Source organism: Micromonospora qiuiae (assembly GCF_016863555.1).
Taxonomy (GTDB): domain Bacteria; phylum Actinomycetota; class Actinomycetes; order Mycobacteriales; family Micromonosporaceae; genus Micromonospora; species Micromonospora qiuiae.
In genome coordinates this window covers 14,822-39,790 of record NZ_BOPC01000028.1, presented here as the reverse complement: position 1 = coordinate 39,790, position 24,969 = coordinate 14,822, and the positions used below count along the sequence as shown (strand labels likewise).

Genomic DNA, 24,969 nt, shown 5'->3' with positions numbered 1-24,969 from the left:
GTGGCCGCATCGTTGACCCGCACCGCCCGGCACGCCCGCATCGTCGAGCTGATTCGCGACCGGGAGATCCGTTCGCAGACCGAGCTGGCCGAGCTGCTCGCCGACGAGGGCGTCCAGGTCACCCAGGCCACGCTCTCGCGGGACCTGAAGGAACTCGGCGCGGTCACCGCCCGGGGCGGTGACGGCCGGGCCGTCTACGTCATTCCGGAGGACGGCCACCGGCCGCTGCGCGACGCCGAGGCGGCACCGGCCCGCCTCGTGCGGCTGCTGCGCGAGTTGCTCAACGAGGTCGACTCCAGCGGCAACATCGCAGTGCTGCGCACTCCGCCCGGCGCCGCCCACTACCTGGCTAGCGCGGTGGACCGGGCGGGCCTGACGGAGGTCGTCGGCACCATCGCCGGCGACGACACGATCTTCGTCGTGGCCCGCGATCCGGACGGCGGGGCGGCGCTCGGCGAACGGCTCGCCCGCTGGGCCCGCCGGGAAGACAACGGTGAAGGGGAGAGCACGACGCCATGACCGTGCAGTGGGAAAGCTCAACGGCCGCCCGGTTGGGTGGGGTGAAGCCTTGACCATCAGAATTGGCGGGGTGGATGACAAGAGCCTGACCGAGAACAACGCCCCCGCGAACCGGACGAGCCTGTGGGGCGGCCGGTTCGCCGGCGGCCCGTCGGAGGCGCTCGCGCGGCTGTCGGTGAGCGTTCAGTTCGACTGGCGACTGGCCCCGTACGACATCGCCGGGTCCCGGGCGCACGCCCGGGTGCTGGCCCGAGCCGGCCTGCTCGACCCGGAGGAACTGGGCCGCATCCTCGCCGCCCTGGACGACCTGGAGGCCGCCTGCGCCTCCGGGGCGTTCCGCCCGACCGTCGACGACGAGGACGTGCACACCGCCCTGGAACGCGGGCTGCTGGAACGGCTCGGCAGCCTCGGCGGCAAGCTGCGCGCCGGCCGGTCCCGCAACGACCAGGTCGCCACCGACCTGCGGCTCTATTTGCGCGACCATGCCCGGGGCGTGGCCGCCCGGCTGGTCGAGCTGGCCGAGGCGCTGGTCGAGCAGGCCGAGCGGCACGTGGAGACCGCCGCGCCCGGCATGACCCACCTGCAGCACGCCCAGCCGGTCACCTTCGGCCACTGGCTGCTCGCCCACGTCCAGCCGTTGCTGCGGGACCTGGAGCGGCTGCGGGACTGGGACCACCGTACGGCGGTCAGCCCGCTCGGCGCGGGCGCGCTGGCCGGGTCGGGGCTGCCGCTGGACCCGGTGGCGGTCTCCAAGGAGTTGGGCTTCCGGACCTCCTTCGCCAACTCAATGGACGCCGTCGCCGACCGCGACTTCGTCGCCGAGTTCCTCTTCATCACCGCGATGGTCGGGGTGCACCTGTCCCGCCTCGGTGAAGAGGTGGTGCTCTGGACGTCGCAGGAGTTCGGCTGGGTGGAGCTGGACGACGCCTTCGCCACCGGGTCGTCGATCATGCCGCAGAAGAAGAACGCGGACATCGCCGAGCTGGCCCGGGGCAAGTCCGGCCGGCTGGTCGGCGGGCTGGTCGCTGTGCTGACCATGCTCAAGGGCCTGCCCATGACGTACGACCGGGACATGCAGGAGGACAAGGAGCCGGTCTTCGACGCGGTCGACACCCTGGAGCTGCTGCTGCCGGCCCTGGCCGGGATGATCTCCACCATGACGGTACGCGTCGACCGGCTGGTCGCCGCCGCGCCGGTGGGCTTCTCTCTGGCCACCGAGGTGGCCGACTGGCTGGTGCGCAAGGGTGTGCCGTTCCGTGACGCGCACGAGATCACCGGCAAGTTGGTGGCGCTCTGCGCGGCCCGGGACTGCGCCCTCGACGAGGTTTCCGACGACGACCTCGCCACCGTCAGCGAGCACCTCGACCCGAGCGTGCGCGACGTGCTGTCGGTCCGTTCGGCCCTCGCGGCCCGGACCACCCCCGGCTCGACCGGCCCCGGCCCGGTCGCCGACCAGCTCGCCGCCGCCGCCGACAAGCTCGCCACCTGGCGGGAGTGGGCCGCGGAGCAGGTGGTCCCCCGCTGAGCAACCCCCTGTAGCAACGTCCCCTCAGGACCGCCCGCACCCTACCGGGGGGAACCCCGCACCTGCCGGGGGGAACCCCGCACCTGCCGGGGACTGCGCAACTTCGGGGAAAATGCTGCCTCCCGGTCCGATGAGGCAGCATCTTCCCCGAAGTTGCTGCCGGTCGCGGTCGTCGTTGCCGGCTGGCGGTTGCCGGGGTGTGCGGGGTCAGGGGGTGGGGGAGGTGCGGGCGGAGAGCCGTTCGTAGCGCTGCTTGGCGGCCTGGGCGCTGCGCAGGCCCAGCCCGTGCCCGATCGCCTGCCAGGTCAGGCCACGGCTGCGGGCGAGGTCGAACAGACCCGCCTCCAGGGTGTCGATCTCGGCGCGCAGATGCGGGAAGAGGGCGAGCGCGGCGAGCAGGTCGGTTTCGTCGACCGGCTTCTCGCCGGGCGTCGGCGCGGCGGCTCCGGCGGCCAGCGCCAGCACCACGGCGATCGCCTCGTACGGGTCGGCGGCGTAGGGGTTGGTGTGCCGCCGGCTCAACGTAATGTTGAAAAGCGGTGGGTGAGCCAACGTCCCACCCGCCCGGCGAGGACGGCGTAGCCGATACCGACGACCAGCGACGCGGCCAGCGCCACCAGCGGCCAGTCCCGCAGGTGGGGGTAGACCTGCCAGTGGGTCAGATAGATGTAGAGCGAACTGCCGGCCAGCACCCCGGCGATCCGGTTGACCAGACCGAGGCTGGGCACGGTGGGCAGCCAGACCAGCAGGGCGAGGCCGGCCACGATCAGCGCCTCCCGGGCCGGTTGGCCGAAGAAGCCGGGCACGGTCAGCGCCGCCGCGACGGTCACCAGCAGCCGCCGTCCGACGTTGTCGGCGCGGGCGGCGGCCCAACCGAGGGTGAACAGCCAACCGGCGACCAGCGCGGCCGGCAGGTCGTGGCGGGCGTCGAAGCCGAACACGTCGTACCGGCCGAGCAGACCGAGCACGGTCAGGCCCAGCGGCAGGGCGAACGGGTACCGGCGTTCCAACCGGTCGACGGGCCGCAGCGCGAGCAGCGCGGCCAGCGCCACCAGCAGGTAGACCAGCGCTTCGACGAACCAGAAGTGCCACCCGGTGGCGTCGCCGGGGCCGACGATGCTGTGCACCAGCAGCAGGGTGCTGGGCCGGTACTGGTCGGTGACCAGCATCACCGCGCCGATCCAGGCCACCGTCGGCAGCACGATCCGGGCCAGGCCGGCCCCGATCTGTCGCAGCCGGTCGCGCCGCCCGGCGGTGGTGAGCTGGAACCGGGCGAAGTTGAACCCGGCCACCGCGAGCAGCAGGTGCGCCCCGCCGGTGAGCGTGAACAGCGGTATGTGCGAGCCGACGATCAGCACGATCGCCGCGGTCCGCAGCGCCACACTGGTCTCCAGCGATCGTCGCCGACCACCGGGCCGCCGCGGTGCGCGCAACGCCGCGATCGGCAGGGTGTGCCAGTTCGCCGGCAGGTGGCCGAGTTCCTGCTCCAGCCGGACCGACATCTCGACGTACGACAACGAGTCGCCACCCAGTTCGACGAAGCTCAGCTCGGGGCGCACGTCGTCGCGGTCGAGCACCTCCGCGTACAGCCGGCACAGGTCGCCGACCGGTGCCGTGGGTGACGGCTCGTCGCCGGCCGGCGTGGCGGTGGTGCGCGGCGCGGTGGCCAGCGCGCGCAGCCCGGCCAGGTCGGGTTTGCCGCTGGCCAGCCGGGGCAGCTCGGTCAGGGCGAGCACCCGCACCGCTCGCGGCGGCAGCCCCACCTCGTCGGCGACTAGCCGGCGGACGCGGCGCGGATCAGCGGCGGCGACCACCGCCACGATCAGCTCGTCGTCGCCGCCGACGCAGGTGGCGGTGACCTCGTGCGCGGCCAACAGCGCCTCGACCTGCTCCGGGTCGACCCGCAGCCCGAGGATCTTCGCGAACCGGCTGCGCCGGCCGACGATCTCGTACAGCCCGGCCGGGGTGCGCCGGGCCAGGTCCCCGGTGTGCAGCTCCTCGACGGCGCGGCCCAGGGCCAGGTCGGCGGGGGTCTCGGCGTAGCCGAGCATCACGTTCGGGCCCGCGTAGACCAGCTCGCCGACCGCCGGATCCGGGTGGTCGGGCACCGGCGCCAGCCGGAACGCGCCGCCGGGCACCGGCACGCCGATCGCCGCCGGGTGGTGGGCCGCAAGGCCCGGTGGGAGGTACGCCATCCGCGCGGTCGCCTCGGTCTGCCCGTACATCACGAACAGGTCCCAGCCGGCGTGCCGACCCAACTCGGCGTAGCGGCGCACCCGCTCGGGGGCGAGCCGGCCGCCAGCCTGGGTGACGTACCGCAGGTGCGGCAGGTCCATGGCGGCGAAGCCGACCCGGTCCAGCAGGTCGAAGGTGTACGGCACTCCGGCGAACGTGGTGGCCCGGGTCTGGCGGAACAACTCCCAGAAGCAGGCGTCGGCGACCGACAGGTCGGTCAGTACCAGCGCGGCGCCCCGGGCCAGGTGGCTGTTGACCACCGACAGGCCGTAGCAGTAGTGCATCGGCAGGCTGGTGGCCGCCCGGTCGGTGTCCCGGATGCCCAGGTACTCGCCGATCGCCTCGGCGTTGGCCTGCACATTGGTGCGTGACAGCCGGACCAGCTTCGGGGAGCCGGTCGAGCCGGAGGTGGACAGCAGTAGCGCCAGGTCTGGGTGCAGGTCGTGGGCGGAGCCGGCTCGGCGGTGCTCGACGCGCCAGCCCCCGGCCGGACCGATCACCACGTCCGGGTCGTACGCCTCGACCAGGCTGGCGACGGCCGTGTCGTGCCCGTCCGGCACCAGCAGGACCGGGTGGCCGGCGTGCAGCGCGGCCAGGTACGCCACCAGCGAGTCGACCGTGTTCGCGCCGACCACCAGCACCAGCCGGCGGCCGACGCCGAGCCGCTCGGCGGTCCGCGCGACCCGCCCGGCGAGGTCGGCGTAGGAAATCTGCCCGTCCTTGGTCAGGATCGCGGGACGGTCACCATGGGCGGCCAGATCGCGGACGAACGGCACCGCCTCGACGGCTGGGAGCAAGGAGAGGGGGGACGCCACGAAGGGACACTCTAAGGTAAGCCTGCCCTAATCCCTGGCGCCGGGCGGTCTCCTAGGGCTGTACTGGCGCGGCAGGCGGAAGCCCCGGCCATGCGACCAGGCCGATCCGCTGGCTTCCGTCACGGCCTCGCTGGGCGTGCGGCGCGCACGCTGGCGGGTGATGAACCGCGGCAGTGGAAGTTCGAACCATCAAGGTCCTCTTGAGCTTGGCAAATCGCTTCTTCATTCTACGGTTCGGACAGGTTCGTGGAGATACCTCGAAATGCCGCCTGTCGACGCGCCGATCGGCGCGATGACATCCCGGACCACCTGGGATCAAGCAGATGCGCTGGCGCGAGCCGGCATACGGAAGGACGGTGTGGGTTGCCGGTCGCGCGCGGGCCGGGTTACCTGGACGAGTGAATCACCCCTGGCTCAGTGCCCCCGCCGCCGATGTCGCCGAAACCGCCCGTACCCTGCTCGGCTGGGAGATCTCGGCCAACGGCGTCCGGATCCGGCTGACCGAGGTCGAGGCGTACGCCGGCACCGGGGAAGATCCTGCCTCGCACGCCCATCGTGGGCCAACCCCGCGTACGAAGGTCATGTTCGGGCCTCCGGGGCACGCCTACACCTACTTCGTCTTCGGTGTGCACTGGTGTCTCAATCTCGTCTGCGGGGGCGAGGGGGAGGCGGCGGCGGTCCTGCTGCGCGCCGGTGAAGTGGTCGACGGCCTGGACCTCGCCCGCAAGCGCCGCGGCGAGGTGCCCGACCGGGACCTGGCTCGCGGACCCGCTCGGCTGGTGGTCGCGCTCGGCATCGACGCTACGGCGAACGGCACGTCGATGCTCGACGGCAGCGGCCCGCTGCTGCTGACTCCGCCCACCCGCCCGGTCGCGCCGGCTGCCGTCTCCGCCGGCCCGCGCGTCGGCGTGGCCGCCGCCCACGACGTGCCGTGGCGGTTCTGGATCACCGGAGACCCGACGGTCAGCAGCTACCGCCGCCACGTTCCACGGCGGCGGCGCTGATGTGGCTGTCGCTGTCGAGCTGAACCGTTGGTGCCATCACGTGAGGGTTATGCGTATCCGTCGGCGAAAGGTCGTGATTCGTTGACGCTCTCAGCTCGACAGGGCGTGCCCTGCCAAGCAGCGCCGTGCGACGAGCGTGCAGCCCGGACTGGCGCAAAGGGGCAGTGCGGAGTCGGCTCGACAGGCCCGATCGCGGGATTGTCTCTCACCAGGCGGGCGACGTGCGACGGTTTGCCGGAAGTGGCATCGGGTACGCGAACTGCACCGAGCCAGTGCGCCGCAGACAGGGGCGGTGCCGGGAAGGGAGCCGAATCATGGCTGACACCCAGCAACCACTGACCGGTAAGCGGGTCGCGATCCTCGCCACCGACGGGGTTGAGGAGATCGAGTACAGCAAGTCGCGATCCGCCGCGGAACAGGCGGGTGCCGAGGTCCACCTGATCTCCCTCAAGCCGGGCGAGATCCAGGCCATGAACCACGACATCAGCCCCGCCGGAAAGTATCCGGTGGACCGCACGGTGGACCAGGCCGACGCGAGCGAGTACGACGGCCTCGTGCTGCCGGGCGGCACGGTCAATCCGGACCGGCTCCGGATGAACCCCACCGCGATGGCGTTCGTCACGGCGTTCTTCCAGCAGGAGAAGCCGGTGGCGGCGATCTGCCACGGCCCGTGGTCGTTGGTGGAGACCGGGATGGTCAAGGGCCGCACCGTCACCTCGTTCCCGAGCCTGCGGACCGACATCCGCAACGCCGGTGGGAACTGGGTCGACCAGCCGGTCCAGGTCGACAACGGCCTGGTGACCAGCCGCAAGCCCGACGACCTGCCGGCGTTCTGCGACAAGTTGGTCGAGGAGTTCGTTGAGGGCCGCCACGCGGGGCAGTTGGCCAGCGTGTGACCGGTTGAGGTGCGCGGGGCCGGGTCCTCCCCCGGCCCCGCCGCACGAATCACTCCAGGTGCCGGCACCGGAATAGTTGACTCGTCAAGTATGTTGTGCGGGTCGTCCGGGCCAGCCGAGGTTCCGGCCGCCACCCAAGGAGGGCCTCATGCAGTTCGGTGTCTTCACCGTCGGCGACGTCACGGTCGACCCGACCAACGGTCGGGAGCCGACCGAGGGCGAGCGGATCAAGGCGATGGTGACCATCGCGCTCAAGGCCGAGGAGGTCGGTCTCGATGTCTTCGCCACCGGCGAGCACCACAACCCGCCGTTCGTGCCATCCTCGCCCACCACGATGCTGGGCTGGATCGCCGCCCGTACCGAGCGGCTGCTGCTGTCCACCGCGACCACGCTGATCACCACGAACGACCCGGTGAAGATCGCCGAGGACTACGCAATGCTGCAGCATCTGGCCGACGGCCGGGTCGACCTGATGATGGGTCGGGGCAACACCGGGCCGGTCTACCCCTGGTTCGGCCAGGACATCCGCAACGGCATCCCGCTCGCCATCGAGAACTACGACCTGCTGCGCCGGCTCTGGCGCGAGGACGTGGTCGACTGGAAGGGCCGCTTCCGCACCCCGCTGCAGTCGTTCACCTCGACACCGCGCCCGCTCGACGGCGTCCCGCCGTTCGTGTGGCACGGCTCGATCCGCAGCCCGGAGATCGCCGAGCAGGCCGCATACTACGGCGACGGCTTCTTCGCCAACCACATCTTCTGGCCCGCCGAGCACACCCGCCGGATGGTGGGCCTGTACCGGCAGCGCTTCGAGCACTACGGCCACGGCTCCGCCGACCAGGCCATCGTCGGCCTCGGCGGGCAGGTGTTCATGCGGCGCAACTCCCAGGACGCGGTACGCGAGTTCCGTCCGTACTTCGACAACGCGCCGGTCTACGGGCACGGCCCGTCGCTGGAGGAATTCACCGCGCAGACCCCGCTGACCGTCGGCAGCCCGCAGCAGGTCATCGACCGGACCCTCGGCTTCCGCGACTACGTCGGCGACTACCAGCGCCAGCTGTTCCTCATCGACCACGCCGGGCTGCCGCTGAAGACCGTGCTGGAGCAGCTCGACCTCCTCGGCGAGGAGGTCGTGCCGGTGCTGCGCAAGGAGTTCGACTCGCTGCGCCCGGCCCACGTGCCGCCGGCGCCGACGCACGCGTCGCTGCGGGCCGCCGCCGGTGGTGGCAAGGACAGCACCGTCCACGCCGTCGACGACGTCACCGGTCGGGCGCCGGAGACGGCCCGATGACCCTGCGCACCCTCGCCGTGGTCTCGGCAGGTCTCAGTCAGCCCTCGTCGACCCGGCTGCTCGCCGACCAACTCGCCGTGGCCACCCGCGACGAGCTGGTCGGGCTCGGCGACACGGTCGAGCTGCGCCCGGTCGAGCTGCGCGAGCACGCCCACGACATCGTCAACCACCTGCTCACCGGTTTCCCGTCGGAGCCGCTGCGGCAGGCGCTGGATCAGGTCACCGGCGCTGACGGGCTGATCGTCGTCACCCCGATCTTCAACGCCTCGTACAGCGGGCTGTTCAAGTCGTTCTTCGACCTGGTCGACGCCGAGGCGTTGGGCGGCCGGCCGGTGCTGATCGCCGCGACCGGCGGCACCGCCCGCCACTCCCTCGCCCTGGAGCACGCCGTCCGCCCGATGTTCACCTATCTGCGGGCGGTGGTGGCGCCGACGGCGGTCTTCGCCGCGCCCGAGGACTGGTCCGGCGGCACGGTGGGGGGCGCGCTGCGGACCCGGATCGGCCGTGCCGGCCGGGAACTGGCCGAGCAGATCCACCGGCGACCGGCATCCAGCGGGCCGGCCGATCCGTTCGCCCTCACCACCGACTTCGAGCAGCTGCTCCGGGGCGGGGAAACCTGATTCGGCACCCCCGCCGTATCAGGCCGCGTGCCCGTGCGGGTGGGCGACGAGCACCGGACAGCGGGCGTGCTGCACCAGCGCCTGACTGACCGAGCCGAGCAGCAGGCCGGTGAAGCCGCCCCGGCCACGGGAACCGGCCACCAGCAGCGCGGCCTGTCCGGACGCCTCGATCAGCGCCTGGTCGGGTTTTGCCGCAGTGACCAGGCGTTCGGTCACGGTCAGGTTCGGGTGGCTGCCGCGGGCGGCGGCAGCCGCCGTGGCCAGCAATGCCCCGCCCGCGCTGCGCTCGTCGGTGTTGCGCTCGTCGGTGACGTGCATCAGCAGCAGCTCGGTGCCGCGCCGGGTGGCCTCGTCCGCGCCGTACCCGACGGCGAGTTCCGCCGGTTCCGATCCGTCCACTGCGACCAGGACCGGCCCCTCGGTGGGGATCGGGCCGTCGGGCGGCCGGATCACCAGCACCGGGCAGTGGGCGTGTGCGGCCACCTGGGTGCCGACCGAGCCGAGCAGCAGGCCGGCGAAACCGCCCAGGCCCCGGCTGCCCACCACGACCAGCTCCGCCCGCCGGGACTCCTCGACCAGGGTGGCGCCCGGTCCACCGGCCACCTGCCGCACCTCGACGCTCAGCCCCGGCCACCGGTCGACCAGCTCGGCGGCGGTCTGTTCGAGCATCTTGCGGCCGTCCTCCGAGGGCGCCGGCAACCCCACGTCGTACGGATTGATCGGCACCCCGTAGCCGAGCGGATGCAGATAGCCGTGCACCAGGTGCAGCGGGCGGGACCGCCACACCGCCGCCTGCGCGGCGTGTTCGGCGGCGACCAGGCTCGGTGGTGATCCGTCCACTCCCACCACGACGGGTCGGTTCATCGGCCTCTCCCAGAGATCCGTCTCACACGTTGCCTCAGACCGTACGCGGCTTCCGGACGATCGCCACCGGTGACTCGGCGTGGTGCAGCACCGCGTGGCTGACTGAGCCGAGCAGCAGCCCGCCCAGCGGTCCCCGCCCGCGCGCACCGACCACCACCAGCTGCGCGGTGCGGGACTGCTCGACCAACGCCCGGCCCGGCGAGCCGCGGACCAGCCGTTGCTGCACGGTCACCTCCGGATAGCGCCCGGACCACTCGGCCACGGATTCGGCGAGGACGCGCTCCTCCTGTTCCTGGAAGGCGTCCAGGTCGTAGACCAGCGGCAGGATGTCGCCGGGGCCGGCCGGGGTCGGATAGAGCCAGGCGTGCACCGCGATCAGCTCCGTGTCACGCCGGGCCGCCTCCTCGAACGCGAAACCGACCGCCTGTCGGGACAGTTCCGAGCCGTCGACACCGACCACCACCGGACCGTTCGTCGGCGGCTCACCGCGTACCACCAGAACCGGGCAGTCGGCGTGGGCGCTGACCTGCACGGCCGCCGAGCCGAGCAGGAGGCCGGCGAATCCGCCCAGGCCCCGGCTGCCGAGCACGACCAGCGCGGCGGCGCGGGACTCCGCGAGCAGGACGCCGCTGGCCGCGCCCTCGACCACCGCCCCCTCGACGGCCACCTCCGGCGTCGCCTCGCCCGCCTCGGCCACCGCCTCGTCGACGTACCGCTGCGCCTGGTTGCGCAGGCCAGCACCGGCGGGCGCCCCGGGCGCCGGGCCCAACGGCACCCGCATCAACGGCCAGATGAACGCGTGCACGATCCGCAGCGGGCGGTGCCGGTTGGCGGCCTCGCGTGCGGCGGCCCGTACGGCCTGCAGGGCGATCTCGGAACCGTCCACACCCACCACGACAGGGGCAGCCGTGTCGCTGGTCATCGCATCCTCCTCGTCCGCTGTCAGCCTGTACCACCGGGCGGTGCCACGGACGCGCACCGCCGTTTCCGGTCTGTGAACCGCCTGGTCAACCCTAGGAGCAGCCCCGGCAGGGCGCCCACCGCAAGGTAGGACTACCGATCGCGTGCTCGCTGGAGCGCACTGAAGAGGCGACGGCCGAAAGCCGATTCGGGACGGGCCACTGGTCCCCACCGGCGGACACGTATGGTCGGGCGGTGACCGACGACCTCCGGCTGCGCCCGGTCGGCGAGGACGACCTGCCGGAGTTCTTCGCTCATCAGCTCGACCCGGTGGCCAACCGGATGGCCGCCTTCGGCGCGCCGGACCCGACCGACCGGCGGGCGTTCGCCGCGCACTGGGCGCGCATCCTGACCGATCCGCAGATCGTGGCTCGCACCGTGACCGTGGACGGCGAGGTGGTCGGGCACGTGCTGGCGTTTCCCGCAGCCGGTCGGACCGAGGTCAGCTACTGGATCGACCGGTCCCGGTGGGGCCGTGGGTACGCCAGCCGTTCGCTGGCCGCCCTGCTGCGCGAGGTGACCCGTCGGCCGTTGTACGCGCGGACGGCGGTCGACAACGCCGCCTCGTTGGCGGTGCTGCACAGGTGCGGGTTCGTGGTGCGTGGCACCGACCGGGCGTACGCCCCGGGTCGCGGCCACGAGATCGACGAGTATCTTCTCGAACTGCCGCACTGACCGATCCGGAGAGGATTCACCGCCGCGGCGAGTGGGCATAGGCACCGCTACGCCGGCGGGAAGTCGGACCTGGGCGGGTCGGTCGGCGAGTCGGACCTGGGCGGATTGGGCGGCGGCTCGGGGCGCTCGGGCAGCGGCGGATCGAGCCGGATCCGGTGCATCGGCACCTGGATGGTGCTGCGGCCGAGCAGCCGGGCCGCGGCGCGTAGTGCCCACGGGCCGGAGGGGTGCCGCTCCGGGCCGATCAGCCGCCCGCTCAACCGGCCGTACCAGTGTCGGGTGACGACCAGGTCGGTCAGGTGCAGCGGTCCGTCGGGCGTACCGCGGACCACCAGGTCCACCACCCGACCCAGCCGTCGTCCCCGCTCGTCGTACGCGGTGCGGCCCAGCAGTTCACCCGCTCGCACGGCCAGCCCCCGGGATACGGTCGATCAGCCGACGGCGCAGCCACTGCTCCACGGGTGCGGTGGGTAGTTCCTCGGCGCGTACCCGCAGCCACACGGCGCTGTCGATCCGCGCGACCAGCGGGTACGGGATGCGCAGCGGCGCCATCGGCCGGTCCGTGACGAACCGCTCGGCCGCCAGCGCCATCATCCGGCCGAGCCGGCCGCCGACCCGCAGCGCGAGCGCGCCCGGCCCGGTGAGCAGCGTCAGCAGATACGGCCTGCCCTCGGTGTCGATCGCGAACTCCACGTCGTCGACTTTGCCGACCAGCCGGCCCTGCACGTCGACGAGTTGGCGGTCGAGCAACTGGCGGCTCACCTCGATTCTCACTGCCCCATTCTGGTGCCGATGGCCAGCGGTACGGCGACGATCGACGCGGTCAGGATGACCAGCAGCAGCGCGGCGGCCAGCGTGTTGAGCCACGGTCCGTTGACCCGGTCGCCGAGGTACGTGCGGTCGTTGGCGACCACCAGGATCGGCAGGTACGTCAGCGGCAACGCCACCGCGCTGATGATCAACATGTACTCGGTGAGCGCCACCGGGTCGATCGCGGTGAGCAGCAGGAGCACTCCGAGCAGCACGCTGATCAGCAGCACGGTGTGAAATCGGGCCGCCTCACGCGGGCTGACCCGCTTGCCCCACTGCCAGCCGAAGTACTGCGCGGCGGCGTACGCGGCGGACAGGCCGGTCTCCAGCGCGGCGCCGAAGGTGACCGCGAAGAAGGCCAACGCCGCGATCGCCAGGCCGAGTCCGCCGAAGGCCAGCACGACCGGATGGGCGACCTGTTCGAGGCCGGTGACCGCCAGGCCGGCGGGGCGCAGCACCACGGTCGCGGTGGCGATCAGGGCCAGCGCGAGGAACCCGCCGATCGGGAACCCGACCAGCACGCTGAAGCGGGCGTCGGCCAGGTCGGCGGCACCCCAGTGTTCCTCCACGCCGCCGGAGGAGAAGAAGAAGACCTCGTACGGGCTGACCGTGGAGGCGAACAGGGCCACCGCGACGAACCAGTACGTGCCCCATCCCTGCCCGGCCTCCTCGATGCTCACCGCGCTGCGGCCGAGGGCAGCCCAGTCGGTGGGCAGCCAGAACAGCGCCACGGCGAAGACCACCAGCGCCAGGCCGGCCAGCCCGAACAGCCGCTCCATCACCGGGAACCGCATCCGCCACAGCACCAGCCAGACCGCCGCTCCGGCCACCGGGACCCAGATCAGGTACGGCACGCCGGTGGCCAGCCGCACGGCCAGCGCCACCCCGCCGAGTTCGGCGGCCAGGGTGACCACGGTGACCACGTACGACGCCACCAGGTTGAGCAGCGCCACCCGGGCGCCGAGCCGTTCCCGGATCAGGTCGAACACGGCCCGCCCGGTCACCGCCGCGATCCGTCCGGCCATCTCGGCGTACGCGCAGATCGCCACCACGCCGAGCAGCAGGACCCAGCTGTGCGCCATGCCGAACCGGGCGCCGGCCTGGCTGGCGGCGACCAGGTCGCCGATGTCCACGAAACCGCCGACCGCGGAGAGGATCCCGAGCGTGGCGGCGAGGAGTTTCCTCATGTCGGCGTCGCGGACCTGGTCATCGATCAGACCATATCGCCGATATGCCCCGATACAGGGCGAACTGGCGGCGAGAGTGAGCCGGAGGGCTCACCCGGTCGATCTGGCGCCGGCTGACACGTTGCGAGGGCCGTCCGGGTCGTACGGCGGCCGGGGCTCGTCGACCGGTGGCCAGCCGGCGGTCCAGGCGTGGCGCTGCCGCCAGAGCAGCACCCAGTCGATTCCGCGCGACCGGTCGGCGCCGAGGAGGAGCCGGCCGGCGGCCCGCAGTCCGACACCGGCGACGAGCAGGCCCACGCCGAGCCGGGACCGTAGCGGTGACCAGTGCCGCCGTAGGTAGGTCACCTTGCCCCGGAGGATCTTCAGCCGCTGCCCGTCGGAGGTCGACGACGCGCCGCCCACGTGCACCACGGCCGCGCCGGGGTGGAGCACCGGCCGCGCGCCCTGTGCCGCCGCCCGGGCGCAGAGGTCGATGTCGTCGCTGTAGAGGAAGAACCGTGGGTCGAATCCGCCGAGCCGGTCGAAGAGCGCACGTTCGATGAGCAGGAAACAGCCGGAGACCGCCGGCACCTCACGTACCGTGCGCCGGTCGTACCGTGGCAGACCCTCCGGGTTGGCCCAGTGGCGGCGCGGGAAGGCCGTCGAGAGGCCGGTGGCGAAGGTGAACTGACTCCACAGGCTCGGCAGCCCCCAGCAGGAGTAGCCGTCGTCTGTGCCGTCGGCGCGCAGGGTCCGTCCGGTGTAGACGCGATGCTGCGGCCGGTGCCGGGCGAACGTCACGAGTTCGGTGACCGGTTGGCCGACCGGTACGGTGTCCGGGTTGATCAGCAGGAGGTAGTCGCTGTCGCCGGCGACCGCCCCCCGGTTCACCCCTCGGCCCCAGCCGACGTTCTCGGTCAGTCGTACCAGCCGCACCTCGGGGAAGTGTTCGGCGATCGCGTCCGCCGAACCGTCGGTCGAGGCGTTGTCGACGACGACGATGTCGAACCGGACGTCCGGGGTGCGGCTGTCCTCGAGTTCCCGCAGGCAGCGCAGGGTCAGGTCGCGGGTGTTGTACGAGACGATCACGACGCAGACGTCGGGACGGTTCACGGCCGTCCTCCTCGGGGAATGCCGCCGCGGCGGCGATGCAGCCGGCGCAGCGCGGTGACCGCCAGCAGCTCCAGCGCGAACGGAACGTCGTGGACCAGGTAGCGGCGGGCGAGTCGGGCCGGTTCGTTGGCCAGGCGGTGCGCCCACTCGAGGCCGGTTTGCTGCATCCACAGCGGTGCCCGCCGGTGGATGCCGGCCACGAACCCGATCGCCGCGCCGCAGCCCAGGAACCAGGTGCTGGGCAGCAGGGCGCGGAGCCGGGCGATCACCCGTTCCTGCTTGGGGAAGCCGAGCCCGACGTAGACGACGTCCGGCGCGGCCGCCGCCACGGTGGCGCAGGCGGCCTCGAACTGGTCGGGTCGGGCGTCGAACCCGAACGGCGGGCTGAGATGCCCGGCGATGCGCAGCCGGGGAAACCGGGATCGCATGGCCTGCTCCGCCCGGCTGGCGGTGCCCGGTGCGCCGCCGAACAGGTAGACGGAGCGGTTCTGCTCGGCCATCGCCGCTGACAGGCTCCAGATCAGGTCTGCGCCGGGAACCCGGGCCGGTAGCGGATTTCCGGCTAGCTGGCTGGCCCAGATCAACGGTTTTCCGTCCGCCACGACCACGCTCGCTGATTCCACGTGGGCGCGGGCCTCCTGATTCCGGCGGGCGCGACGAAGAATGTCCACGTTCGGGGTGACGATCTGTCCGCCCCGGCCCGCGGTGATCTCGGCGACGACGTGCCGGACCACGTCTTTCTCGTGAAAAGGATCAAAGTCAATACCGTACAGTTTGATCCGGTTCCCGGAGCCGGAACCGTTCCCATCGGACGACACGAAAAGGGATCCTAGCGAGGCTTATGCTGCGGCAACGCGGTCAACCAGTGTCGTATTTCGGTCTCTGGCCCGGGTCCTGGCTGTTTGACATCTTGTCTGTCCACAGTGCGGACCGGCACTATCGGAGAGTGCGAATAGATGTCATCATGCCGGCCTTCAATGAGGCTGCGGGAATCGCCGGCACGCTACGTCGGCTATCGAGTTCTTCACAATTGAGCAATGATGTGAAGATTGTTGTCGTCGCCAATGGCTGCACCGACGACACAGCGGAGGTTGCACGTTCATTCGGCGTACAAGTTCTGGAAATACCGACGCCATCCAAAACTGCGGCGATGAACGCTGCTGAGCAGGTGGTCGACGGCGATGTGCGGATCTACGCGGACGCTGACGCACCGATCACGGTCGAATTGTTACACGATCTCGCCGCTGCCGTCGGGCGGCCCGGGATCGCCGCGGCGGTGCCCCGGCCGGTGATCGACACCTCGGGCAGCGCCTGGCCGGTCCGCGCGTACTACGCGGTGAACGCCCGACTGCCCGTCTTCCGCAACCGATTGTTCGGCCGGGGGGTCATCGCGCTCTCCGCCGAGGCGCGGTCCCGCTTCGCGGACTTTCCCGACCTTATCGCGGACGACATGTTCCTCGACGCGGTCGTCGGCGCCGACGAGAAGGTGGAGATACCGGCGGTGGTCCAGGTGCGGGTGCCACGACGTACCGGGGATCTCATTCGCCGGGTGGCCCGGGCGCGGGAGGGAAACGCGGAGTTCTGGCGATTCCTCCGGGCCGCGCCGCCCGAGTACGGCGTGGTGGCGGACCCGGTGCCCGGCCCGCGGTCCTGGTCCTGGCTGCGACAGGTGCTGCTCCGGTCGCCCGGGCTGCTGCCCGCGGCGCTCTGCTACATCGCGATCATCCTGTTGGCCGAGGCAAAGCGCCGCTCACCGGGTTGGAGTGCGCGGTCCGGTTGGGGGCGACCGGAGTCGGTGCGCGCGCGACGGTAGCCCCGAGACAATGTCGTCTTTCTGCCGTTGATGGGGCGATACGGGTTGGCAGGATACTCGTTAAGTACCGCTTAATTCTGTCGGGCGAACATCTCGGCGGCTCGTCGGGCGTCGTTAGAAATCACAGCAATGACGAGCGAGAACGCGGCCGCCGCTCGTATTCGGCGAGCCCGGCTCGATCGCGGCTTCACGCCGACCGTACGCCGGCGGCAGCGCGTACCTGATCGGAAAGGCGTCTTTTCGTGGAAAGCCCGAATTCTCCCGTTGCTCCACTTCGCCTCGCGTACCCACAGCCTGCGTTGCCGACCCGTCGATCGCGGCGCGGCCGGGTGACCGCCACAGTCGCGGCGGCTTTGGTCATCGTGCTCACGTCGGCGCTGGGCGCCTGGGGCAGAGCCGCAGTGACCACCACCTACTCGTTCTTCGCCGACCTCGACGTCTCTCGCGTGCCGACCGATCCGGACTTCGTCCCCGTCGAGGTGGGCCTGCGCTTCACCTCGTCCCGCGACGGCACGCTGACCGCCGTCCGATTCCTCAAGGCGGAGGGTTCCGGCAACACCCACCCGGTGAGCGTGTGGACCGCAGGTCGGCGACTGGCCACGGCGACCTCGACCAACGAGACGAGTTCCGGATGGCAGGAGGTGCGGCTGCCGACGCCGGTCACGATCAAGGCCGGTGAGGTCTACGTGGTCTCGTACCACACGACGCGGTACCGGGTGTCGGAGAACTACTTCACCGCGAAGGCCAGTTCGGGTCCGCTGACGACCACCTCCGATGCGGGTGTCTACGCGTACGGCGAGTCGAGCTTCCCCACCGAGACCTACCGGGCGAGCAACTACTGGGTGGATGTGGTCTTCGCGCCCGCGCCGGTTGCCCCGACCACACCGCCCACCACGCCAACAACCACCACGCCGTCGGTGACTTCACCGCCACCGACGGGGGCACCCACGGCCAGCCCGCCGGTTCGTCCGGCACTGAACCTGCCCCGGGTCGCCTGGGAGGGCGGTCCGTCCTACTACGCCAGCTTCCCGGTGGCCAACGCTGCGGGTTGGACCAACCACAACTTCTTCCCGATCGGCGTGTGGTACGAGTCGGTGCTCACCCAGCACGACGTCGACCTGGATCGCACTGCCGGGCTCAACACCTACGTCATGCTGACCTCGAACTCCGATCTGTCCCTGGTTCGGCGCAACGGCATGTTCGCCGTCGTCGACACCGACGTTCCGGGCCAGGGAGCCGAGACGACGGCCTGGTGGCTCAACGACGAGGTCGACATGTGGGCTGGACCTGGCGCCAGCGCCTGGACCGGAAACTATCCGGGCGAGGGGCAGATCTGTGTCGGCGGCAAGCTCGACTGCGGCTTCGAGGTGCTGCGACGGCTTTCCGCGGAGCTGCCCACCGGCGACGGCCGGATGCGCTACGCGAACTTCGGCAAGGGAGTGATGTTCTGGGAAACCGACAGCGACTCCAGCCGGTTCGTCAACGGCTACACGTCGCTGTTCTCCAGTGACATCTACTGGTACACCGACCCGAACGTCTGCCTCTCCTCCTCGGAGGGCCCCAGCATCGGAGTTACCGCGAGCACCTGCCGCCGCGCCGCCAACTACGGCCTGACGATGCAGCGGATGCGCCAGGTCGACGGGCTGGACGGCAAACGTCAGCCGATCTGGGCCTTCGTCGAACTGGGCCATCCGGCTTCCGAGGATTCGGCACCGACCATCACCGCGCCCCAGATCGCCGGGGCCGTGATGAACTCGCTGATCAACGAGGCTCGCGGCATCATCTACTTCAACCACAACTTCGGCGGACCGTGCATCACCCAGCATGTGCTGCGGGACGCGTGCGGGGCGGCGGTGCGGCCGACGGTGACCGAGTTGAACAAGCGGATCATCGGCCTGGCGCCGGTGCTCAACACCCAGTCGTACGCCTGGACCTTCAACCGCCGCCTCGACACCATGCTCAAGGAGTACGCCGGCTCGTACTACCTCTTCGCGATGCCGGGCCGCACCGGTGGCACCGGCACCCAGGGGCTCACGTTGCCGCCGGGCCTGACCGCCAACCAGGCTCAGGTGCTCTTCGAGAACCGGACGGTGCCGATCAGCGGAGGCATGATCACCGACAACTTCGCCAGCGAGCACTCGTACCACATCTACAAGATCATACCGACTGCCTGATCGGCAGCCCTTCGGTGGGTAGTCCGGTGCCACCTTCGGCGGCACCGGACTGTCGCAATCACGAAACCAGTCCGCAGCAATTGACTGTCGTATTCCTGACTGGCCACGATCGCGACCCCCGCTGAGATGGACGACGAAGTCGATTCCCGCTCCGCGCGGCGGCTGCCTCCTTGCACCCAGGGGCATACCGATTGGACACTGGGCTGGCGAACGCATGGGCGGCGTGGGTGGGTCACGTCCGGAAAACGTCGGCCCTCATACCTGGGGGGGTAACGGACGTAGTGGATTTCTGGGACCTGACCAAACTTCTGGTCCGGCGGTGGTACATCGCCGGTCCGTTGCTGTTGCTGACGGTCGCCGCGACCGTTCTCGCCGCGGTCAAGATAGAACCGAATTACGTGGCGACCAGCTACGTCCAACTCGTCCCGCCCTCGGTCACTCCGAAGGAGGACGACGGCCGCGCGCCGCGACCACGCAATCCGTGGCTCGATCTCGGTCTCGCCTCGCTCGGCAAGGCGGCCATCCTCACCGTGCAGGACCAGAAGGTGGTGGAGGCGCTCAAGGACGCCGGGTACACCGATGCCTTCACCCTCACCCTGGACCAGATGCTGCCGATCGTCACCTTCGAGGTCATCGCGTCCACCAAGGAGCAGGCGACGGCGACCACCCAGGAACTGGTCCGGCGCTTCGGCGAGAGCGTGACCGCCCTTCAGGCCGACTACGGCGCCGCCGCCGAGCAGACGATCACCACGCTCCGGTTGACCGTCGGGGAGAACGTGACCGAGTCGACCTCGAAGGTCAAGCGGGCGCTGGTCGCCATCGCCGGGATCGGCGTACTCCTCACCACGGCACTGACCGTGCTGCTGGACGCCGTGATCCGGCGCCGGCGAGCGCGACGGGTGGCGGCATCCCGAGCCGCGCACGGCCCGGGACGCGACGCGCCGCCGCCCGCCGCCCCACCGGTGAACCAGCGGACCGCATGGGCCGACCGGAACTCGGCCCAGACCGGCGTGGATGACCGTTCCGCAGCGCTCGAACCGGTCCCCGCCGACGCCACGATCATCGTGCCGCGCACGGAGTGGCCGCCGCCGGGCGTCGAGGGTAACCACCGTTGACCGCGTCCCTCCTGCACCCGGCGGACCTCGAACCGGCCAGCGTCGCAAGAGGTGTGTACGCCTCCCGGCGCCGGTACGCCCGGGTGGACGCCGCCGTGCTGCTCAGCCTGATGCTCTGCCTGCTCATGCTCATTCCGGCGAAGCTCATCGTGCCCAACATGACCGACCTGGGGCGGCCGGCGCTCATCATCGCCGTGTTGCTGTCGGCCTGGTGGGTCCTGGTCCGGTTCGATCCACGACTGCCCATGGTGGGGCCACAGCCGTTGCGGTGGGTGGTGCTGCTCTACCTGCTCTGGGCGATCCTGTCCTACGCGGTGGGATTCCTGCGTGGCCTGACCACGATGGAGGCCAACAGCGCTGACCGGGCGATGCTCTACGTCGCGGCGTTCGCCGGCGTGGTGCTCGTCGTGGCCGACGGCCTACCCAACTGGGAACGGTTCCGGCTGGTCTTCCGGGTGTTCGTCTGGTGTGCCGCGTTCATGGCCCTGGTGGGGCTGTTGCAGTTCGTCCTCTGGACCGATGTCACCGTCTATCTGATGGTGCCCGGGCTCGAGCCGAAAGGCTTCGTGCCCGGCTTCGAGATACGGGGCGCCGGTATCCGGGTGGCCAGCACCACCCTGCACTACATCGAATTCAGCGCGGTGATGGCGATGGCCCTGCCGTTCGCGATCCATTTCGCCCGGTTCTCTCCCGAGCGGAAGGATCGGCAGCGTTTCGTGATTCTCGCCCTGGTCATCGCGGCGGCGATTCCCACCACGGTCTCCCGGACCGGTTTCCTGGCAGCGGGCCTGATGCTGCTGGTCATGGTGCCGGTCTGGAGTTGGCGGATGCGGTACAACATGGCAATGATCGGGGCCGGACTGCTGGCCGCCCTGATGTTTCTCAAGCCTGGCCTCATCAACACGGTGGTCGAACTCTTCACCGGCGCCGCCGAGGATCCGAGCGTGACCTCCCGCACCGATCGGTACGACATGGTGCAGAGCTACTTCGTCGAGCGACCCTGGCTCGGCCGGGGGATCGGCACCTGGGTCTGGCCGCAGTACCAGTATCTCGACAACCAGTGGTTCGCCCAGGCGCTCGCCGGCGGGCTGGTCGGCGTCGCCGTGCTCGCGGCGCTGCATCTGGTCTCGATCGCGCTGGCGATGGTCGCCCTGCGTCGGGCCAGCCGGCCGGAGGACCGACATCTCTGCGCGGCGCTCATCTCGACGCAGATCATCGCAATCGCTGTCGGGTTCACGTTCGACTCCCTGAGCTTCACCACCTTCGCCACGCTGCTGCCGCTGATGATGGGGGCGACCGGAGCGGTGTGGCGCTTCACCCACCCACGACGGGCGGTGCGTACCTCAACCGCCCGGTGGTATGCGGCCTGATAGGCGACAGCCCGACACGCGAATTGCTGATTGCATAATCCACGAGTTAGCCCGGGCAGCGAACGGACTCGTCGTTCTCCCCGGCGGTACGATCCGTTTGGCGGAGCAGCCCGAGGAATTGTCTCGCTACCGTCACTCTCAGTTAGCTCGGCCAAAATGCCTGGTCGTGTCTGGGGCGACGGCGGGAGTGAATCATGCGTGGAGGTCAGACTGATCGATTCCGGCGAATCGTAGCAGCCTGCTCGGCGGCGGTCGTGTGGGCTGGCGGATCCGTGGCGCTCGGCGCGTCGCGGATGGTGGCCGACAGCGATCAGTGCGATGCGATGGACAATCCGATCGTCTGCGAGAACAGCAGGGAAGGCACCCACAGCGATGTGTGGGACATCCAGGGATCGGGGGACCGGAGCATCCAGGGCTTCGCCACGGACATCAGTGTCAACGTGGGTGAGCGGATCGACTTCAAGATTGCAACGGATGCGCAGGACTACCGCATCGACATCTACCGGCTCGGCTGGTACGGCGGCGCCGGGGCGCGCTGGACCAGCGAGGTCACCCCGCTGGTCGCGCTGCCGCAGATTCAGCCGGAGTGCGTCAGCGACCCGAGCACCAACCTCTACGACTGCGGCAACTGGGCGGTCTCGGCATTCTGGAACGTGCCGGTCACGGCCGTTTCCGGCGTCTACGTGGCCCGGTTGACCCGGACCGACACCCAGGGCGCCAGCCACATCACCTTCGTCGTCCGCGACGACGCCAGCACCTCGGACCTGTTCTTCCAGACCTCCGACACCACCTGGCACGCCTACAACCAGTACGGGGGCGCCAACTTCTATCCTGGGCCGCGCGGCCGGGCGTACAAGATCAGCTATAACCGGCCGTTTACCACCCGCAAGGAGGAGCAGGGCCGGGACTTCCTGTTCAGCAACGAGTATCCGATGCTGCGCTTCCTGGAACGCAACGGATACGACGTCAGTTACACCACCGGGGTGGACTCCCACCGGCGGGGCGACTTGATCCGCAATCACAAAGTCTTCATCTCCACCGGCCACGACGAGTACTGGTCCGGCCCCCAACGCGCGAATGTCGAGGCGGCCCGCGACGCCGGGGTGAGCCTCGCCTTTTTCAGCGGCAACGACGTCTACTGGCGTACCCGTTGGGAACCGAGCGTGGACGGCACCGACACCGCGTACCGCACCCTGGTCTGCTACAAGGAGACCTGGTCGTACGAGCGGATCGAGGAGGACCGGTCGGAGTGGACGGGCACCTGGCGGGATCCGCGGTACAGCGTCCCGGCCCAGGGCGGCGGCCGCCCCGAGAACGAGCTGATCGGCACCGCGTACATGGCGAACTTCACCGACCTGCCGCTACAGGTGCCGGCCGAGCAGGGGCGCTACCGATTCTGGCGTAACGCCGGGCTACCCACCGAGGGCACCGCCACCCTGGCCCCGCACATCGTCGGCTACGAGTCCAACGAGGATCTCGACAACGGCTTCCGGCCGCCGGGCCTGATCCGCCTCTCCACCACCGTGGGGGAGACCCCGGAGTACCTCCAGGACTTCGGCAACACCACGGAACCCGGCATCACCACGCACCACGCGACGCTCTACCGCGCCGCCAGCGGGGCCCTGGTCTTCTCCGCCGGCACCATCCAGTGGGCCTGGGGACTGGACACGTACCACGACGGCACCGTCGCGCCGGTCAGCCGGCCCATGCAACAGGCCACCGTCAACCTGCTGGCGGACATGGGCGTACCGGCCGGCACGCTGATGGCCGACCTCGTGCCCGGCACCGTCTCCACCGACACCGAGGCGCCGACGGTCACCATCACCTCCCCGGCGGACACCACCACGGTCGCCAACGGAGCCAAGGTCACCCTGCGGGGCACCGCCGCCGACACCGGGGGCGGCCAGGTCGCCGGCGTCGAGGTCTCCACCAACGGCGGCGGCACGTGGCACCCGGCCACCGGCACCACCGACTGGGAGTACGAGTTGCACACGGCCGGCATCGGTGCCCAGGCCGTCCAGGTACGCGCGATCGACGACAGCGTCAACATCGGTGCCTCGGCGACCCGCCAGTTCAACCTGACCGGACCGAGCACCCTGTTCGGGCAGCGGGTGCCGCGGACCTTCACCACCGACGGCGACCCGTTCGAGCTGGGGGTGCGGTTTGTTCCACAGGTCGCCGGCTTTGTCACCGGCATCCGCTTCTACAAGGGCCCCGGCAACACCGGTACGCACACCGGCAGTCTCTGGTCCCTCGGCGGCAACCTGCTGGCGACCGGCACGTTCACCGACGAGACCAGCGAGGGCTGGCAGACCCTGACCCTCAGCAGGCGGGTGAGCGTCTCGGCCGGCACGACGTACGTCGCCTCGTACTACGCGCCCAACGGGCACTACGCGGCCGACGCCTACTACTTCTCCCTGTCTGACCACGCTGCGGGGCCGCTCACCGCGCCACGCGCGTACCCCAGCGCCCCCAACGGGGTGCTCAAGTACGCCGCCGGCTTCCCGACCCGCTCGTGGGAGGACAAGGCCATCAACTACTACGTGGACGTGGAGTTCGTGGCGAACGAGGACGCCGCGCCGACGGTGGTGACGACCAGCCCGCTGGACAACGCGACGGGTGTACCGCTGAACTCCCCACTGTCAGCGGTCTTCTCCAAGGCGATCGCGCCCACCTCGATCCAGTTCACGGTTCGTGACGCCGCAGGAGCCCCGGTGTCGGGCGGCACCTCCTACCATGCTTCCACCAGGACAGCGACCTTCACGCCGGACGAGCCGTTGCAGCCGGCGCAGCGCTACACGGCGAGTGTGACCGCCGAGGACACCCGGGGCAACCCGACCGAGGCGCCGACCGAGTGGAGCTTCAGCGCCGACCTCGACCCGTCGGTGCTGCGGCTCTTCGCGGCCGACGCGGTGCCGGCGCACCCGGCGGCGCCCGACGACGACGGCGCCGTCGAGTTGGGAGTCAAATTCACCCCGATGATCAGCGGCACGGTGATCGGGCTGCGCTTCTATCAGGGGCCCGGCAACACCGGTGCGCACACCGGCACCCTCTGGTCGGCCGGTGGCACACCACTGCGGCAGGTCACCTTCGGTCCGAAATCCGGCCTCGGTTGGCAGACCGCCGCCTTCGCCGAACCGTACCCGGTCAGCGCCGGCACCACGTACGTCATCTCGTACTTCGCGCCCAACGGCAACTACGCCTACGACGAGGGCTTCTTCAACACGCCGTGGGCCAACGGGCCGCTCACCGCGCCGAGCAACGGCAACGGGGTCTACCACTACGGATCGCCGGGCTTCCCGACGAACTCCTACCACAACACCAACTACTGGGTGGACCCGCTGTTCAAGCCCGGCGATGGTCCCACACCCACCCCGACGCCGTCACCGACCACGCCGGCGCCGACCCCCACCCCGACGCCGAGCCCGACATCGAGCCCGACGCCGAGCCCGTCCCCGACGCGGTCGCCGTCCCCGTCGTCGACGCCGAGCGGGCCGGTCGGCCCGCCGACCGGGGCGAACATCTTCGGCAGGTCGGCGGCACCGGCCGCGGCGGCCTGGCCGGACCCGGACGCCGTCGAGGTGGGCGTCGCGTTCAGCACTGACGTCGACGGTGCGGTGACCGGGATCCGCTTCTGGCAGGGACCCGGCAACACCGGCCCGCACGTCGCCTCGCTCTGGTCCGTGTCGGGTCAACGACTAACTCCGGCAACATTCGTCAACGAAACTGGATCCGGCTGGCAGAACGTGCGGTTCGCCGAACCCGTACCGATCACCGCCGGCGCGACGTACGTCGCCTCCTACCACACGACGACGGGGCACTACGCGGTGACCATCAACTCGTTTCACGCCAGCGGCGTCCAGCGGGGCCCGCTCAACGTACCGGCCAACGGCGCCCGGTACCGGTACGGCCCGAGTGGGTTCCCGAACGCGTCCTCGAACCACAACTACTGGGTCGATGTCTTCTTTGAACCCACTGGTTCGTGACACCGCCTAGGCGGCGAGGCG

The 24,969-nt window shown here is 70.5% G+C and carries 21 protein-coding genes; 12 read left to right on the top strand and 9 right to left on the bottom strand.

Features of this window, described 5'->3' with window-relative positions; genetic code table 11:
* A complete protein-coding gene (locus Vqi01_RS11185) occupies positions 1–519 on the top strand; it encodes an arginine repressor (protein WP_204034674.1) in 519 nt (172 codons plus the stop codon).
* Between the two features lie 61 nt (positions 520–580).
* On the top strand, positions 581–2,044 hold the full coding sequence (gene argH / locus Vqi01_RS11180; protein WP_204034736.1) for an argininosuccinate lyase: 1,464 nt from the start codon (positions 581–583) through the stop codon (positions 2,042–2,044).
* 207 nt (positions 2,045–2,251) lie between these two features.
* Here argH and Vqi01_RS11175 read toward each other — a convergent pair whose 3' ends face one another.
* Together Vqi01_RS11175 and Vqi01_RS11170 are read right to left on the bottom strand one after the other, a co-directional pair.
* Complete coding sequence (locus Vqi01_RS11175; RefSeq protein WP_204034673.1) at positions 2,252–2,566, bottom strand: DNA-binding protein; 315 nt, start codon at positions 2,564–2,566, stop codon at positions 2,252–2,254.
* Entirely contained in the window at positions 2,563–5,094 is a 2,532-nt protein-coding gene (locus tag Vqi01_RS11170; protein ID WP_204034672.1) for a non-ribosomal peptide synthetase, read from the bottom strand. Before Vqi01_RS11170 ends, Vqi01_RS11175 begins: the two co-directional genes overlap by 4 nt.
* A gap of 398 nt (positions 5,095–5,492) precedes the next feature.
* Here Vqi01_RS11170 and Vqi01_RS11165 point away from each other — a divergent pair, with 398 nt between their 5' ends.
* The 4 genes from Vqi01_RS11165 (at position 5,493) to Vqi01_RS11150 (ending at position 8,902) form a co-directional block, all read left to right on the top strand.
* Entirely contained in the window at positions 5,493–6,098 is a 606-nt protein-coding gene (locus Vqi01_RS11165) for a DNA-3-methyladenine glycosylase (protein WP_239098321.1), read from the top strand.
* 314 nt (positions 6,099–6,412) lie between these two features.
* Positions 6,413–6,994: a type 1 glutamine amidotransferase domain-containing protein gene (locus tag Vqi01_RS11160; protein WP_204034670.1), complete on the top strand. Its 582-nt coding sequence runs from the start codon at positions 6,413–6,415 to the stop codon at positions 6,992–6,994.
* A 148-nt stretch (positions 6,995–7,142) separates the two neighbouring features.
* On the top strand, positions 7,143–8,282 hold the full coding sequence (locus tag Vqi01_RS11155; protein ID WP_204034669.1) for an LLM class flavin-dependent oxidoreductase: 1,140 nt from the start codon (positions 7,143–7,145) through the stop codon (positions 8,280–8,282).
* Complete coding sequence (locus Vqi01_RS11150; RefSeq protein ID WP_204034668.1) at positions 8,279–8,902, top strand: FMN reductase; 624 nt, start codon at positions 8,279–8,281, stop codon at positions 8,900–8,902. Before Vqi01_RS11155 ends, Vqi01_RS11150 begins: the two co-directional genes overlap by 4 nt.
* Positions 8,903–8,920: 18 nt before the next feature.
* On the opposite strand, the gene Vqi01_RS11145 is transcribed toward Vqi01_RS11150, so the two are convergent.
* Complete coding sequence (locus Vqi01_RS11145; protein WP_204034667.1) at positions 8,921–9,766, bottom strand: universal stress protein; 846 nt, start codon at positions 9,764–9,766, stop codon at positions 8,921–8,923.
* A 34-nt stretch (positions 9,767–9,800) separates the two neighbouring features.
* Positions 9,801–10,688, bottom strand: a complete 888-nt coding sequence (locus Vqi01_RS11140; RefSeq protein WP_204034666.1) for a universal stress protein — start codon at positions 10,686–10,688, stop codon at positions 9,801–9,803.
* 233 nt (positions 10,689–10,921) lie between these two features.
* Between Vqi01_RS11140 and Vqi01_RS11135 the strand changes: the two genes are divergently transcribed.
* The gene (locus Vqi01_RS11135; protein ID WP_204034665.1) at positions 10,922–11,401 is read left to right on the top strand and encodes a GNAT family N-acetyltransferase; all 480 of its coding nucleotides are present in this window, start codon (positions 10,922–10,924) and stop codon (positions 11,399–11,401) included.
* Between the two features lie 47 nt (positions 11,402–11,448).
* Here the strand turns inward: Vqi01_RS11135 and Vqi01_RS11130 are convergent, their stop codons facing one another.
* The 5 genes from Vqi01_RS11130 to Vqi01_RS11110 form a co-directional block, all read right to left on the bottom strand.
* Positions 11,449–11,808, bottom strand: a complete 360-nt coding sequence (locus Vqi01_RS11130; protein WP_239098320.1) for a PRC-barrel domain-containing protein — start codon at positions 11,806–11,808, stop codon at positions 11,449–11,451.
* Positions 11,795–12,175 carry a hypothetical protein gene (locus Vqi01_RS11125; RefSeq protein ID WP_204034664.1) on the bottom strand — a complete coding sequence of 127 codons (381 nt, stop codon included), beginning with the start codon at positions 12,173–12,175 and terminating at the stop codon, positions 11,795–11,797. Before Vqi01_RS11125 ends, Vqi01_RS11130 begins: the two co-directional genes overlap by 14 nt.
* A complete protein-coding gene (locus tag Vqi01_RS11120; RefSeq protein ID WP_204034663.1) occupies positions 12,172–13,398 on the bottom strand; it encodes an NRAMP family divalent metal transporter in 1,227 nt (408 codons plus the stop codon). Before Vqi01_RS11120 ends, Vqi01_RS11125 begins: the two co-directional genes overlap by 4 nt.
* Before the next feature lie 90 nt (positions 13,399–13,488).
* Positions 13,489–14,490: a glycosyltransferase family 2 protein gene (locus tag Vqi01_RS11115; RefSeq protein ID WP_204034662.1), complete on the bottom strand. Its 1,002-nt coding sequence runs from the start codon at positions 14,488–14,490 to the stop codon at positions 13,489–13,491.
* Positions 14,487–15,308, bottom strand: a complete 822-nt coding sequence (locus Vqi01_RS11110) for a WecB/TagA/CpsF family glycosyltransferase (protein ID WP_504740166.1) — start codon at positions 15,306–15,308, stop codon at positions 14,487–14,489. The genes Vqi01_RS11115 and Vqi01_RS11110 overlap by 4 nt, the downstream gene beginning before the upstream one ends.
* A 23-nt stretch (positions 15,309–15,331) precedes the next feature.
* Between Vqi01_RS11110 and Vqi01_RS11105 the strand changes: the two genes are divergently transcribed.
* From Vqi01_RS11105 to Vqi01_RS11085, 5 genes are all read left to right on the top strand, one after another.
* Positions 15,332–16,303 (top strand): glycosyltransferase family 2 protein, encoded by a 972-nt coding sequence (locus Vqi01_RS11105; protein ID WP_307825071.1) that lies wholly within the window; start codon positions 15,332–15,334, stop codon positions 16,301–16,303.
* Between the two features lie 329 nt (positions 16,304–16,632).
* Positions 16,633–18,477, top strand: a complete 1,845-nt coding sequence (locus Vqi01_RS11100) for a DUF4082 domain-containing protein (RefSeq protein WP_204034660.1) — start codon at positions 16,633–16,635, stop codon at positions 18,475–18,477.
* Positions 18,478–18,758: 281 nt separating this feature from the next.
* On the top strand, positions 18,759–19,592 hold the full coding sequence (locus tag Vqi01_RS11095; protein WP_204034659.1) for a GumC domain-containing protein: 834 nt from the start codon (positions 18,759–18,761) through the stop codon (positions 19,590–19,592).
* Positions 19,589–20,962 carry an O-antigen ligase family protein gene (locus Vqi01_RS11090; protein WP_204034658.1) on the top strand — a complete coding sequence of 458 codons (1,374 nt, stop codon included), beginning with the start codon at positions 19,589–19,591 and terminating at the stop codon, positions 20,960–20,962. The genes Vqi01_RS11095 and Vqi01_RS11090 overlap by 4 nt, the downstream gene beginning before the upstream one ends.
* 323 nt (positions 20,963–21,285) lie before the next feature.
* A complete protein-coding gene (locus Vqi01_RS11085; protein ID WP_204034657.1) occupies positions 21,286–24,948 on the top strand; it encodes a DUF4082 domain-containing protein in 3,663 nt (1,220 codons plus the stop codon).
* Positions 24,949–24,969: the final 21 nt, after the last annotated feature.